Source organism: Massilia sp. UMI-21 (assembly GCA_015277795.1).
GTDB lineage: Bacteria > Pseudomonadota > Gammaproteobacteria > Burkholderiales > Burkholderiaceae_D > Telluria.
In genome coordinates, this window is sequence record CP063848.1 from 2802487 (window position 1) to 2814766 (window position 12280).

The window sequence follows — 12280 nt, forward strand, 5'->3', positions numbered from 1 at the left end:
CCGGCCATCCACACGACGAACAAGGAGAAGCAAGAGACATGAGCGCCGACTACACCGTCCAGGGCAGCGTTGCCGTAGTGACCCTCAACAATCCGCCGGTCAACGGCCTCGGGCTGGCGACGCGCAGCGCCGCCGTCGACGCCGTCCGCCGCGCCGAAAGCGACGAGGCGGTCAAGGCCATCGTCCTGATCGGCGCCGGCAAGGCCTTCTCGGGCGGTGCCGACATCCGCGAATTCAATTCGCCCAAGGCCCTTACCGAGCCGACCCTGCACAGCCTGATCCGCGTGGTGGAAGACTGCAGCAAGCCGATCGTGGCCGCGATCCACGCGGTCTGCATGGGTGGCGGCCTCGAGCTGGCGCTGGGCTGCCATTACCGCGTCGCCCTGCCGGGCGCCCAGATCGCGCTGCCGGAAGTCAAGCTCGGCCTGCTGCCGGGCGCCGGCGGCACCCAGCGCATGCCGCGCGTGGTCGGCCTCGAGATGGCCCTGAACATGGTGGTCTCGGGCACCCCGGTGCCGTCCGAGAAGCTGGCCGGCACCGCGCTGTTCGATAGCGTGTTCCCGGCCGGCACCGAGCTGCTGACAGCCGCCGTCGCATTCGCGAACAAGGTCGCCGACCTGCGACCTCTGCCGAAAGTGCGCGAGCGCCAGGTCGACTACCCGAACCCGGACGCTTTCATTGAATCCGCGCGCGCATCGGTGAAGGCGATGGCCGGTCCGTTCCCGGCGCCGCTGGCCTGCGTCGAGACGGTGGCCGCCTCGGTCGGCATGCCCTTCGAGGAAGGCCTCAAGTTCGAGCGCGACAGTTTTCTCAAGCTGATGCAGACGCCGGAATCGAAGGCCTTGCGTCACGCCTTCATGGCCGAGCGCGCCGCGAGCAAGGTGCCCGACGTGCCGTCGGATACCCCGGTGCGCAAGATCGAACGCGCGGCCGTGGTCGGCGCCGGCACCATGGGCGGCGGCATCGCCATGAATTTCGCCAACGCCGGCATTCCGGTCACGATCCTGGAAACGCAGCAGGAAGCGCTGGACAAGGGCTTGGGCACGATCCGCAAGAATTACGAGAACACGGTCAGGAAGGGCAAGCTGACCCCGGAGAAGTGCGAACAGCGCATGGGCCTGATCTCGGGCACGCTGGCCTATGCCGATATCGCCCAGGCCGACATCGTGATCGAAGCGGTGTTCGAGGACATGGGCGTCAAGGAGTCGGTGTTCCGCCAGCTCGACGAGGTCATGAAACCGGGCGCGATCCTGGCCTCGAACACCTCGACCCTCGACCTGGACCGCATCGCCGCCTTCACCGGCCGGCCTCAGGACGTGATCGGGCTGCATTTCTTCAGCCCGGCCAATGTCATGAAGCTGCTGGAGATCGTGCGCGGCAAGGCCACGGGCAAGGACGTGTTGGCCACCGCGCTGGCGCTGTCGAAGAAGATCAAGAAGCTGGGCGTGGTCTCGGGCGTGTGCGACGGCTTCATCGGCAACCGCATGCTGGAGCAGTACCTGCGGCAGGCCTTCTTCCTGCTCGAGGAAGGCGCGCTGCCGGAACAGGTGGACGGCGCCATCGAGCGCTTCGGCTTCGCGATGGGGCCCTTCCGCATGAGCGACCTGGCCGGCAACGACATCGGCTGGTACATCCGCAAGCGCCGCGCGGTCGAGTCGCCGCACATCGCCTATTCGAAGACCGCCGACCTGCTGTGCGAGCAGGGCCGCTTCGGCCAGAAGACCGGCGCCGGCTGGTACGACTACCAGGCGGGCGAGCGCAAGGCCCATCCTTCGCAGCAGGTGGCGGACATGATCATTCGGCACTCGCAGGACATCGGCCTGGCGCGCCGCACGATCGACGACGCCGAGATCGTCGATCGCCTGGTGTACGCGCTGGTCAACGAGGGCGCGAAGATCCTGGAAGAGGGCGTCGCCCTGCGCGCGTCCGACATCGACATGGTCTACCTGAGCGGCTACGGCTTCCCGCTGCACCGCGGCGGCCCGATGTTCTACGCCGACTCGGTCGGCCTGCCGAAGGTGCTGGAAACCATCCGCGGGTATGCCCGCGGCCGCCATGGCGAAGCCTGGACCCCGGCGCCGCTGCTCGAGCGCCTGGCGGCCGAGGGCAAAGGATTCAACGGCTGATCGCCCCGTCGAGCAGCCAGCCCGACCTGGCCGGCCGCGCTTCTAGGCGCTAAAAAAATGCCGCTGTTCCCAGCGGCATTTTTCATTGGGGCGAACGATGCTCAATCGTGTGCGTAGATGTTGTTGTCCTTGGTCTCACGAACGAACAGGGCGCCGATGACCGCCGTGACCAGGGCGATGATGATCGGATACCAGAGGCCGTAGTAGATGTCGCCCTTGAAGGCCACCAGGGCGAAGCTGATCGTCGGCAGCATGCCGCCGAACCAGCCGTTGCCGATATGGTAGGGCAGCGACATCGAGGTGTAGCGGATGCGGGTCGGGAACATCTCGACCAGCATGGCGGCGATCGGTCCGTACACCATGGTCACGTAGAGCACCAGGATGAACAGCAGGAGCACCAGCATCGGCTTGTTGATGGCTGTCGGGTCGGCCTTCTCCGGATAGCCGGCGGCCTTCAGCGAGCCGACCACGTCCTTCTTCAGTGCTTCCTCGCGCGCCTTGGAATCGGCATCGAAATTCAATCCGTCCGCGGTCATGGCGGCGTTGAAGGACTGGAAGCTCTGGTCACCGACCTTGACCGTGGCGAGGGTGCCGGCGGGCGCCTCCTGGACGGTATAGCTGACCGAGGCGCCGGTCAGCATGCGCGTCGCGATGTCGCACGAGGACGGGAATTTCCTGGTGCCGGTCGGGTCCACCTGGAAGTGGCAGGTGGCCGGGTCGGCCACCACGACGACCGGCGCGGTCTGGATGGCGCGCTCGAGGGCCGGGTTGCCGTAGTGGGTGATGGCCTTGAAGATCGGGAAGTAGGTCGCCGCCGCAATGATGCAGCCGCCCAGGATGATCCACTTGCGGCCGATCCGGTCGGACAGCGCACCGAAGAACAGGAAGAACGGGGTCGCCAGCGCCAGCGCGATGGCAATCAGGATGTTGGCGGTGGCGCCGTCGATCTTGAGGGTCTGGGTCAGGAAGAACAGGGCATAGAACTGGCCGGTGTACCACACCACGGCCTGGCCCATGGTCAGGCCGATCAGCGCCAGCAACACGATCTTGGCGTTCTGCGGTTTCAGGAAGGATTCGGTGAGCGGCGCCTTTGAGGTCTTGCCCTCGGCCTTCATCTTGGCAAAAGCGGGCGACTCGCTCATCGACATCCGGATCCAGACCGAGATGCCCAGCAGGACCACCGAGATCAGGAAGGGAATGCGCCAGCCCCAGGCCTGGAATTCTTCTTCGCCGACGGCGGTGCGGGTGCCCAGGATCACCAGCAGCGACAGGAACAGGCCGAGCGTGGCGGTGGTCTGGATGTAGGCCGTGAAGTAGCCGCGCTTGCCGTGCGGCGCGTGCTCGGCCACGTAGGTCGCGGCGCCGCCGTACTCGCCGCCCAGCGCCAGGCCCTGCAGGATGCGCAGTGTCACCAGGATGATGGGCGCCGCGATGCCGATGGTCGCGTGACCCGGCAGCAGGCCGACCAGGAAGGTCGAGGCGCCCATGATCAGGATGGTCACCAGGAAGGTGTACTTGCGGCCGATCATGTCGCCCAGGCGGCCGAATACCAGCGCGCCGAAGGGGCGCACGATGAAGCCGGCGGCGAAGGCCAGCAGGGCGAAGATGAAGGTGGTGGTGGGGTCGCCGATGAAGAACTGCTTGGCGATGATGGCGGCCAGCGAGCCGTACAGGTAGAAGTCGTACCACTCGAATACCGTGCCGAGGGAAGAAGCGAAGATGACTTTCCGTTCTTCCTTGGTGATGCCGGCGGAGGAAGGTGCAGCGCTCCCTCCGGCGGTCATGCCGGGTGTGATTGCCATGTGGGTCTCCGTATAGTTTTGGTGTGTCCGGAAATGCTGATTGTTTGTCAGCTGTCGCGGAGTGTGTTCCGCTTTCCTTACACGATAATTACTCGGAACTTACACCGAGCTGACAGATGAGCGTCCCAAGGCCGCACCGGCACGCGGCCGCTCGTGCGCCGGGTGGGTTGTCACTCTGGCGGCGCGCCTGCTGCGCTGCGCAAGCGCTTTCATGGGGGCTTGTCAGATTATTTACGAACGACCGTACTTATCGTGCTATGCTCGCTCGGGCCCCCGCCGGGGACAGGATCGACGTCGTCTATTTGGCAAGGAAAGGGAAGCGCAATGATCAAGCATATCGTGATGTGGAAGCTCAAGGAGGAAGCCGAGGGCGCGGACAAGTCGACCAACGCGCGCGAGATGAAGCGCCGGCTGGACGCGTGCGCGCGGATCGTGCCGGGCCAGTTGTGCTTCGAAGTCATGCTGGCCCAGCCGGGGCTGGAAGCGACCTACGACGTGGTGCTGTACGCCGAATTCGCGGACCGGGCGGCGCTGCAGGCGTATATCGACCATCCGACCCACCAGGCGGTGGTGCCCTTCATCGGCGCGGTGCGCGAAGGGCGCCAGTGCATGGATTACGAGATCTGAAAAGCTTCACCCAATACGGAGACACAGCATGCGCACTACCCAGGAACTCTTTTCTCTCAAGGACAGGACCGCCATCGTCACCGGCGGCTCGCGCGGCCTCGGCCTGCAGATGGCCGAAGCGCTCGGCGAGCAGGGCGCCCGCGTCCTCGTCACCTCGCGCAAGCAGGAAGAACTCGACGAGGCCGTGGCCCACCTGCGGGGGCGCGGCATCGACGCGTCCAGCATCGCCGCCGACCTGTCCGACGAAGCGCAGGTGCAGGCCTTCGTGCAGGAGGCCATCGCGCGCCTGGGCCAGGTGGACATCCTGGTCAACAATGCCGGCGCCAGCTGGGGCGCTCCGGCCGAGGACTACCCGCTCGAAGCCTGGGACAAGGTGATGGACCTGAACGTGCGCAGCATCTTCCTGGTGGCCCAGGCGGTCGGCAAACTGTCCATGATTCCGCGCCGCTATGGGCGTATCATCAACATCTCGTCGATCGCGGGGCTGGCCGGCAATCCGCCGGGCACCATGCAGACCATCGCCTACAACACCTCCAAGGGCGCGGTCGTGAACTTCACGCGCGCGCTGGCCGGCGAATGGGGCCGTTACGGCATCACGGTCAACTCGATCGCGCCCGGCTTCTTCCCGTCGAAGATGACCAAGGGCGTGCTCAGCGCGTTCGGGGCCGAGAACCTGGCCAAGGATGCGCCGCTGAACCGCCTGGGCGACGACGAGGACCTGAAGGGCGCGGTGGTGCTGTTCGCATCGAGCGCCGGCAAGCACATCACAGGACAGACGCTGGCCGTCGACGGAGGCGTGTCGGCAGTCTGAGCCACGAACGGGGAGAAAGATCGATGAAGGATTTTCGCGACAAGGTGGCCGTCATCACCGGCGCCGCCAGTGGCCTGGGGCGTGAGTTCGCCAACACGGCGGCGGGCCTGGGCATGAAGCTGGTGCTGGCCGACGTGCAGCCGAAGGCGCTCGAACACGCGGCCGAGGAGTTGCTGGCCGAAGGCGCCGAGGTGCTGGCCATGGTGTGCGACGTGAGCAAGGGCGCGCACGTGCAGGAGCTGGCCGATGCGGCGATCGCCCGTTTCGGCCACGTGCACCTGGTCTTCAACAACGCCGGCGTCGGCAGCGGCGGCCTGGTCTGGGAGAACTCGGAGCAGGACTGGGAATGGGTGCTCGGCGTGAACCTGTGGGGCGTGATCCATGGGGTGCGGGTGTTCACCCGCGTGATGCTCGACTGCGCCCGGCGCGATGCCGATTTCGAGGGCCATATCGTCAACACGGCCTCGATGGCGGGCTTGCTCACGCCGCCGGCGATGGGGGTCTACAACGTCTCCAAGCATGCGGTGGTGGCGCTCACCGAAACCCTGTACCACGACCTGAAGCTGGTCGACGCGCCGATCGCGGCCTCGGTGCTGTGCCCGTATTTCGTGCCGACCGCGATCGCCCAGTCGCACCGCAACCGCCCCGACGAACTGGCCAGCCACGAGCGCACGACGCCGAGCCAGGTGGCGGCGCAGATGCTGTCCGAAAAGGCGGTCGAGTCGGGCAAGGTAACGGCACGGGACGTGGCCCGGATCACCTTCGACGGCATCCGCGAAGGACGCTTCTACCTGTATTCGCATCCGCAGGCGCTGGGCGCGGTCGGCGAGCGCTTCGACGCGATCCTGCAGGGCGATCCGCCGGCCGATCCGTATGCGGCGACGCCCCAGGTGACCGAGATGCTCAAGGCCGGGGTCAAGGGACGCAGGTAGCTGCGCCCCAGCGCGGGGCCGCCCGGGCCGATGCGCGCGAATGTGATTCCCGTACAAAGGAAGGCGGTCCCGATGCTTGTGCTCAGGCCGCCTTGTTGTCCGGCTGCACCACCCGCTCGTGCAGTTCCGGCTCGCCCTGGCTGTACAGCTTGACCACCGTCGAGGTGCGGGTGCCGTAGCCTTCCATCTCGATGCAGACCGGCGAGAGCATGCGCTCGACCTCGATCGGCATGCCGGTTTCCGGCAGGCGCAGGTCGGGCGCGCGGGTGGTGTCGGCCAGCATTTCGAAGTAGGCGTCTTCCGGTGCGCCCTGGCACAGCAGGCTGGCGAACTGGGCCTTGGTGCGCAGCACCTTGGGCCAGGGCGCGTCGAGCAGGCCGTTCGAGATGCCGTAGATGCGGCCCGGTTCGAGCGGCTGGCCGTTGCGCGGATCCTCGCCGCCGCGGTTCGAATACCAGTACAGGGCATCGCGATCGCCCAGCACCAGGTTGTAGCCGTTGTAGACGTCGCCGCGCGCGATCACCTCTTGCAGGTAGTCGTCGGCGCAGAAGGCGCCCAGGAGGAAGCCGGCCACCAGCTCGCCGCGCGAGGGAGCGTTTTCGCGCCGCTCGGCCGGGCCGCGGATATTCGTCAGGGCCGCGAATCTCGGGCCGTTCGGGCCAGTGGTGCTCACGCCCATCCAGCTGCCGCCGCCCTGCAGGTCACGCCCGGCGATCACGTGCGGGTGTTCGGGCCAGGGGGCGGCCGGCATGGCCGGGCGGTCGTAGAATTCGTCGCGGTTGGCCGCGGCGATGACGGGCACGCCCGGCAGCACTTGCCAGGCAAATACGATCAGGCACATAGGTCGGGTCCAGTAGGCAGGTCCGTGAACACTTCGGACCGGCGCGGTCCCGCGATATGCTCGGCCAGGCCGGCTTCAAGCGCGGCCTGCTCGACCAGTCGCTCGAAGCCGTCCGGGACGGACGGATAGACTTCCATCCAGGTCTGCAGGCCCTCGCGTGCTTCCGGACGGCGCTTGAGTTGCGCAGGCAGCCGCAGTTGCGCCTGCATGGCGCGCACCCGGGCAGCGAGGTGGGCGGCGTCGCCGTCGCGCACCTTGTAATAGACGTACAGGTCGATCATGCTCAGACGTCGATCGCGTCGAGGTGGTAGGGCATGTGCTGGAAGCCCAGGGCCGGGCCGTCGGCGGCGCCATGGCGCACGTCGTCGCCCAGGGCGTCGAGCTTGAGTTCGACCAGCAGGTCGGCGCCGCCGAGGCCGTTTGCCGCGGCATTCACCACCATGCCGCAGGGTTGCCCCGGATCGCGCATCGAAAACACCTCGTCGCCGGCGCGGGCGGCCGGGTTGGCGACCGTGGCCAGCGCCGTGCGGCGCTTGAGCTTGCCCAGGTACTGGCTGCGCGCCACGATTTCCTGGCCCGGGTAGCAGCCCTTCTTGAAATTGACGCCGCCCAGCAGTTCGAGGTTGATCATCTGCGGCACGAACTGTTCCTGGGTAGCGGCCGTCACCTGCGGCACGCCGGCGTGGATCGCCGCCAGCTGCCAGGCCTGGTTGCCACCCAGGGCCAGCTCGCCGGCCAGGACGGGCAGGGCGGCCGCGGCGGTTTCCGGCGCGGTCAGCCACAGGTAGCGCGGGGCGCCGAAGACGTCCGACAAACGGATCACCGTGCCGGTCTTGCCGTCGACCGTGCACTCGACCTTGCCGTAGGGTGTATCCGGCAGCGTGGCGACATGGCGGCGCAGCGCGGCTTCCGCCCTGGCGCCGCCCAGTCCGAGCACGGCCGCGAACGGTGCTTCGGCGGTGGCGTCGCGCAGCCTGGCCTTGGCGCGCAGGACGAACATGCTCAGGCGCTTCTGCAGCGGGGCCTGGATGGCGCGCGGCAGTTGCAGGTAGACGGTGTCGGGTTCGGCCTGGGCGCTGCGCCAGACCAGGAAAGTTGCCTGCAGGCGCCCCTTCGGGGTGCAGTAGCCGGCCAGCCGGGCCTCGTTGCGGCCGAGATGCTCGACGTCGTTGGTCAGCTGATTGTGCAGGAAACCGGCGGCATCCGGGCCTTCGGCGGCAATGATGCCGAGGTCGGTGACCGGGGCCACGAAGCCCTCGGTCAGTTCGGCGGCGCTCAGGGCGCGGCCGAAGTCCATGACATCGCCACTGAGCTGCGCGGCCTCGTCGACATGAAAGCGGGCGCCTAGCGAGGCAAGGGTGTCTGTCCAGTTAAGCATAAATCCAGTTAGTATTAGCAATTGAACTTGCAAATAAGCTTTATCATTACGGGCTCATTATAAAGATGTCGGCAAAATCGCGCCGAGGGCGCGCAAACCCACGGTCCACCCCTCGGCGAAAACCAAAAGAACAACCTATGGCAATCATCAAGAAACTCCTGGTCACCGGCGTCATCGTTTCGGTGACCGCGGTCGCCGGCTTCTCGTATTGGGCCAAGCGCCCGCTGACGACCGACGGCCCGCCGATCGAGTTCAGCATCAACCCGGGCAGCGGCGTCGCCGCGGCCGCCCAGCAGATGACCAAGGCCGGCGTGCCGCTCAATCCGCAGCTGTTCAACATCCTGGCGCGCGTGACCGGCGAAGCCGCGCGGATCAAGGCCGGCAGTTACGAGCTCAAGCCGAATACCTCGCCGCGCCGCCTGCTGAGCCAACTGGTGCGCGGCGAATTCGCCCAGGAAGCGGTGACCATCGTCGAAGGCTGGACCTTCCGCCAGATGCGCGCGGCCCTGGCCGCCCACGATCGCCTGCGTCACGATACCGTGAAGCTGTCGGACGAAGAACTGATGAAGAAGATCTCGTCCGAGTACACCAGGCCCGAAGGCCTGTTCTTCCCGGACACCTACCTGTTCGCCAAGGGCTCGTCGGAACTGGCCATCTACAAGCAGGCCCACCAGGCCATGCTGAACCACCTGAAGGCCGCATGGGAAGGACGCGACCCGAGCCTGCCCTACAAGACGCCGTACGAAGCCCTGATCATGGCCTCGATCATCGAGAAGGAAACCGGCCAGAAGAGCGAGCGCAACATGATCGCCGGGGTGTTCGTCAACCGCCTGCGCACCGGCATGATGCTGCAGACCGACCCGGCCGTCATCTACGGGATGGGCGAGCGCTTCGCCGGCGACATCCGCAAGAAGGACTTGCAGACCGATACGCCGTACAACACCTATATGCGCGCCGGCCTGCCGCCGACCCCGATCTCGCTGCCGGGCATCCAGTCGTTGTCGGCCGCGCTGGCGCCGGCCAAGACCCAGGCCCTGTATTTTGTCTCGCGCGGCGACGGCAGCAGCCATTTCTCCGACAACTTGAACGAGCACAACCGGGCCGTCAACCAGTACCAGCGACGGATCAAGCAATGACGCAAGGCAGCACTGAAGTGAGGGGCAAATTCATCACCTTCGAAGGCATCGACGGCGCCGGCAAGTCCACCCACATCGGCTTCGTCGCCGACTTCCTGTCCGCGCGCGGCAAGACCGTGGTGTCCTCGCGCGAACCGGGCGGCACGCCGCTGGGCGAGAAGCTGCGCGAGCTGTTGCTGCACGAGAAGATGCACCTGGAGACCGAGGCCCTCCTGATGTTCGCCAGCCGGCGCGAGCACATCGCCCAGCGCATCGCGCCGGCCCTGGCGCGCGGCGACTGGGTGCTGTCGGACCGCTTCACCGATGCCAGCTTCGCCTACCAGAGCGGTGGGCGCGGCCTCGACCGCGCCAAGCTGGAAGCGCTCGAGCAGTGGGTGCACCCGCGGCTGCAGCCGGACCTGACCCTGCTGTTCGACGTCCCCCTGGAAGTGGCGCGCCAGCGCCTGGACGCCACCCGCACGCTCGACAAGTTCGAGCGCGAGCAGGCCGACTTTTTCGAGAAATGCCGGCGCGAATACCTGCGCCGCGCCGCGCAGTTCCCTGAACGGATCGTGGTGGTCGATTCCACCCGGACCATCGAAGCCATCCAGGCCCACCTGGCCGACGTGCTGGAGACCTTGTCGTGACGATCTACCCCTGGCAGCAAGGCGCCTGGGAGCGCCTGCAGGGGATGCGTGCGCGCCTGCCCCACGCGATCCTGTTCCACGGCCCGGCCGGCATCGGCAAGGCCGGCTTCATGGAAGCCTTCGCCCAGGCACTGCTGTGCGAGAACGTGCGCCCCGACGGCCACGCCTGCGGCGCCTGCGCCTCCTGCGGCTGGTTCGTCCAGCACAACCACCCGGACTACCGCCGCGTGCGGCCGGAAGTCCTGGAGGACGAGCCGGGCGGAGACGGCGAGGACGGTGGCGAGACCGCCGCCAAGGGCAAGTCGAGCAAGGCGCCGTCGAAAGAGATCAAGATCGAACAGGTCCGTGCGCTGGCCGACTTCATGAACATCTCGACCCACCGCCAGGGCCTGCGCGTGGTGCTGCTGTATCCGGCGGAAAGTCTCAACATGCCGGCCTCGAACGCGCTGCTCAAGACCCTGGAAGAGCCGCCGCCGGGCACTGTGTTCCTGCTGGCTTCGAACAGCCTGGACCGCCTGCTGCCGACGATCCTGTCGCGCTGCCGCAAGTTTCCGCTGCCGATGCCGGCCCACGACGAGGCCCTGGCCTGGCTCGCGGCGCAAGGCGTGCACGACGCCGACAGCTGGCTGCGCGAGCAGGGCGGCGCCCCGCTGGCGGCGCTGGCCGAGGCGGAATCCGGCAGCCGCGACGACATGGAGCTGCTGCTGCAGTTCCTGTCCACGCCCAGCGTCGACGGCGCCCTGCGCACGGCGGAAAAGCTGGCCAAGGCCTCGCTGCCGGCCCTGGTCGCCTGGCAGCAGCGCTGGCTGTACGACCTGTTTTCGATGAAATTGTCTGGCAAGATACGCTATTACCCGCGCTACCAGAAGCAGCTGGCGGCCCTGGCCGCCCGGGTAGCTACCGGCAGCCTGAACCGGGCCGTCAAGGCCGCCAGCGAACGCCGCGCCGTGGCGGACCACCCCTTGTCGGCAAAATTGTTTGTCGAAGATATGTTGCTTGAGTACACTTCATGCTGTGCATGAAAGGAATCCGATGAACGCCACCCCCGTCGAGCCGAACGCCCCGCAGGCGCCGCGGCCATCCGTACTGTCGCTGGCGATCAAGGAAAAGGCCGCGCTGTACGCGGCCTACATGCCTTTCCTGAAGAACGGCGGCATGTTCGTGCCGACCGCCAAGCCCTACAAGATCGGCGACGAGATCTACCTGATCCTGTCGCTGATGGACGACCCCAATAAATACCCGATCGCCGGCAAGGTGGCCTGGATCACCCCGGCCGGCGCCAACAACAACAAGGCGCAGGGCATCGGCGTGCATTTTCCGGCGGACGAAACCGGGCAGCGCGCCAAGCTGCGCATCGAGGAAATCCTCGGCGCGGCGCTGCGCTCGGCACGCGCCACGCACACCCTGTAATACCCTCTTTTCACTTTTCGCTGGTGTCGACCAGCAGCAGCGCTTACATTCCTATGCCGTCCTACGTCCACCGCCTGGCCACCCGCGCCGATCTGCCCGTCATTGTCGACATCTATAATTCCACCATCGCCTCGCGCGAAGTCACCGCCGACACCACGCCGATCACGGTGGAATCGCGCGAGCAATGGTTTGCCGACCATACGCCGGAGCGCCGGCCGCTGTGGGTGATCCACGCCGCCGAGGACGGCAGCGCGCAACCGGCAGTGCTGGGCTGGCTGTCCTATTCCAATTTCTACGGCCGCCCGGCCTATTCCGGCACGGCCGAGGTGTCGATCTATATCGCGGAAAGCGCGCGCGGCCAGGGCCTCGGCCGCTACTGCCTGGAGCTGGCGATGGCGCACGCGCCCAAGGTGGACGTGCACACGCTGCTGGGCTTCATCTTCGGCCATAACGCGCCCAGCCTGGCGCTGTTCGGCAAGTACGGCTTCGAAAAATGGGCGCATTTCCCGCGGGTGGCGAACCTGGACGGGATCGAGCGGGATCTGATTATCCTGGGCAGGCGGGTGGCCTGAGGCCAGGCGCCGGTGGCGG

General features: G+C 66.8%; 13 protein-coding genes. 9 read left to right on the forward strand and 4 right to left on the reverse strand.

Features of this window, described 5'->3' with window-relative positions; genetic code table 11:
• Window positions 1-38 precede the first annotated feature (38 nt).
• Window positions 39-2126, forward strand: a complete 2088-nt coding sequence (locus tag IM543_12510; GenBank protein ID QOY92453.1) for an enoyl-CoA hydratase/isomerase family protein — start codon at window positions 39-41, stop codon at window positions 2124-2126.
• Window positions 2127-2227: 101 nt separating this feature from the next.
• Here IM543_12510 and IM543_12515 read toward each other — a convergent pair whose 3' ends face one another.
• Window positions 2228-3910: an MHS family MFS transporter gene (locus tag IM543_12515; GenBank protein ID QOY96658.1), complete on the reverse strand. Its 1683-nt coding sequence runs from the start codon at window positions 3908-3910 to the stop codon at window positions 2228-2230.
• Between the two features lie 342 nt (window positions 3911-4252).
• On the opposite strand from IM543_12515, the gene IM543_12520 reads away from it, so the two are divergent.
• The 3 genes from IM543_12520 to IM543_12530 are packed head-to-tail and all read left to right on the forward strand — an operon-like array spanning window position 4253 to window position 6298.
• Complete coding sequence (locus IM543_12520) at window positions 4253-4555, forward strand: Dabb family protein (GenBank protein QOY92454.1); 303 nt, start codon at window positions 4253-4255, stop codon at window positions 4553-4555.
• A gap of 28 nt (window positions 4556-4583) precedes the next feature.
• The gene (locus IM543_12525; GenBank protein ID QOY92455.1) at window positions 4584-5366 is read left to right on the forward strand and encodes an SDR family oxidoreductase; all 783 of its coding nucleotides are present in this window, start codon (window positions 4584-4586) and stop codon (window positions 5364-5366) included.
• Between the two features lie 23 nt (window positions 5367-5389).
• On the forward strand, window positions 5390-6298 hold the full coding sequence (locus tag IM543_12530) for an SDR family oxidoreductase (protein QOY92456.1): 909 nt from the start codon (window positions 5390-5392) through the stop codon (window positions 6296-6298).
• A gap of 82 nt (window positions 6299-6380) precedes the next feature.
• On the opposite strand, the gene IM543_12535 is transcribed toward IM543_12530, so the two are convergent.
• The 3 genes from IM543_12535 to IM543_12545 are packed head-to-tail and all read right to left on the reverse strand — an operon-like array spanning window position 6381 to window position 8517.
• Window positions 6381-7139 (reverse strand): NRDE family protein, encoded by a 759-nt coding sequence (locus IM543_12535; protein ID QOY92457.1) that lies wholly within the window; start codon window positions 7137-7139, stop codon window positions 6381-6383.
• Complete coding sequence (locus IM543_12540; protein ID QOY92458.1) at window positions 7130-7420, reverse strand: DUF4936 family protein; 291 nt, start codon at window positions 7418-7420, stop codon at window positions 7130-7132. Before IM543_12540 ends, IM543_12535 begins: the two co-directional genes overlap by 10 nt.
• Before the next feature lie 2 nt (window positions 7421-7422).
• Complete coding sequence (locus IM543_12545; GenBank protein QOY92459.1) at window positions 7423-8517, reverse strand: folate-binding protein YgfZ; 1095 nt, start codon at window positions 8515-8517, stop codon at window positions 7423-7425.
• A gap of 137 nt (window positions 8518-8654) precedes the next feature.
• Here IM543_12545 and mltG point away from each other — a divergent pair, with 137 nt between their 5' ends.
• From mltG to IM543_12570, 5 genes are read left to right on the forward strand one after another with little or no spacing between them, the layout of a single operon-like run.
• Window positions 8655-9653 (forward strand): endolytic transglycosylase MltG, encoded by a 999-nt coding sequence (gene mltG / locus IM543_12550; GenBank protein ID QOY92460.1) that lies wholly within the window; start codon window positions 8655-8657, stop codon window positions 9651-9653.
• Complete coding sequence (locus tag IM543_12555; protein ID QOY92461.1) at window positions 9650-10279, forward strand: dTMP kinase; 630 nt, start codon at window positions 9650-9652, stop codon at window positions 10277-10279. Before mltG ends, IM543_12555 begins: the two co-directional genes overlap by 4 nt.
• A complete protein-coding gene (locus tag IM543_12560; protein QOY92462.1) occupies window positions 10276-11301 on the forward strand; it encodes a DNA polymerase III subunit delta' in 1026 nt (341 codons plus the stop codon). Before IM543_12555 ends, IM543_12560 begins: the two co-directional genes overlap by 4 nt.
• Before the next feature lie 10 nt (window positions 11302-11311).
• Window positions 11312-11689: a PilZ domain-containing protein gene (locus tag IM543_12565; protein QOY92463.1), complete on the forward strand. Its 378-nt coding sequence runs from the start codon at window positions 11312-11314 to the stop codon at window positions 11687-11689.
• Between the two features lie 53 nt (window positions 11690-11742).
• Window positions 11743-12261 (forward strand): N-acetyltransferase, encoded by a 519-nt coding sequence (locus IM543_12570; protein ID QOY92464.1) that lies wholly within the window; start codon window positions 11743-11745, stop codon window positions 12259-12261.
• The last annotated feature ends 19 nt before the right edge of the window (window positions 12262-12280 follow it).

Coding starts and splice junctions, on each gene's coding strand:
- IM543_12515 (QOY96658.1), bottom strand. CDS start 3,910: ATGACCGCCGGAGGGAGCGCTGCACCTTCCTCCGCCGGCATCACCAAG.
- IM543_12555 (QOY92461.1), top strand. CDS start 9,650: ATGACGCAAGGCAGCACTGAAGTGAGGGGCAAATTCATCACCTTCGAA.
- IM543_12520 (QOY92454.1), top strand. CDS start 4,253: ATGATCAAGCATATCGTGATGTGGAAGCTCAAGGAGGAAGCCGAGGGC.
- IM543_12530 (QOY92456.1), top strand. CDS start 5,390: ATGAAGGATTTTCGCGACAAGGTGGCCGTCATCACCGGCGCCGCCAGT.
- IM543_12535 (QOY92457.1), bottom strand. CDS start 7,139: ATGTGCCTGATCGTATTTGCCTGGCAAGTGCTGCCGGGCGTGCCCGTC.
- IM543_12525 (QOY92455.1), top strand. CDS start 4,584: ATGCGCACTACCCAGGAACTCTTTTCTCTCAAGGACAGGACCGCCATC.
- IM543_12565 (QOY92463.1), top strand. CDS start 11,312: ATGAACGCCACCCCCGTCGAGCCGAACGCCCCGCAGGCGCCGCGGCCA.
- IM543_12545 (QOY92459.1), bottom strand. CDS start 8,517: ATGCTTAACTGGACAGACACCCTTGCCTCGCTAGGCGCCCGCTTTCAT.
- IM543_12570 (QOY92464.1), top strand. CDS start 11,743: ATGCCGTCCTACGTCCACCGCCTGGCCACCCGCGCCGATCTGCCCGTC.
- IM543_12540 (QOY92458.1), bottom strand. CDS start 7,420: ATGATCGACCTGTACGTCTATTACAAGGTGCGCGACGGCGACGCCGCC.
- IM543_12510 (QOY92453.1), top strand. CDS start 39: ATGAGCGCCGACTACACCGTCCAGGGCAGCGTTGCCGTAGTGACCCTC.
- mltG (QOY92460.1), top strand. CDS start 8,655: ATGGCAATCATCAAGAAACTCCTGGTCACCGGCGTCATCGTTTCGGTG.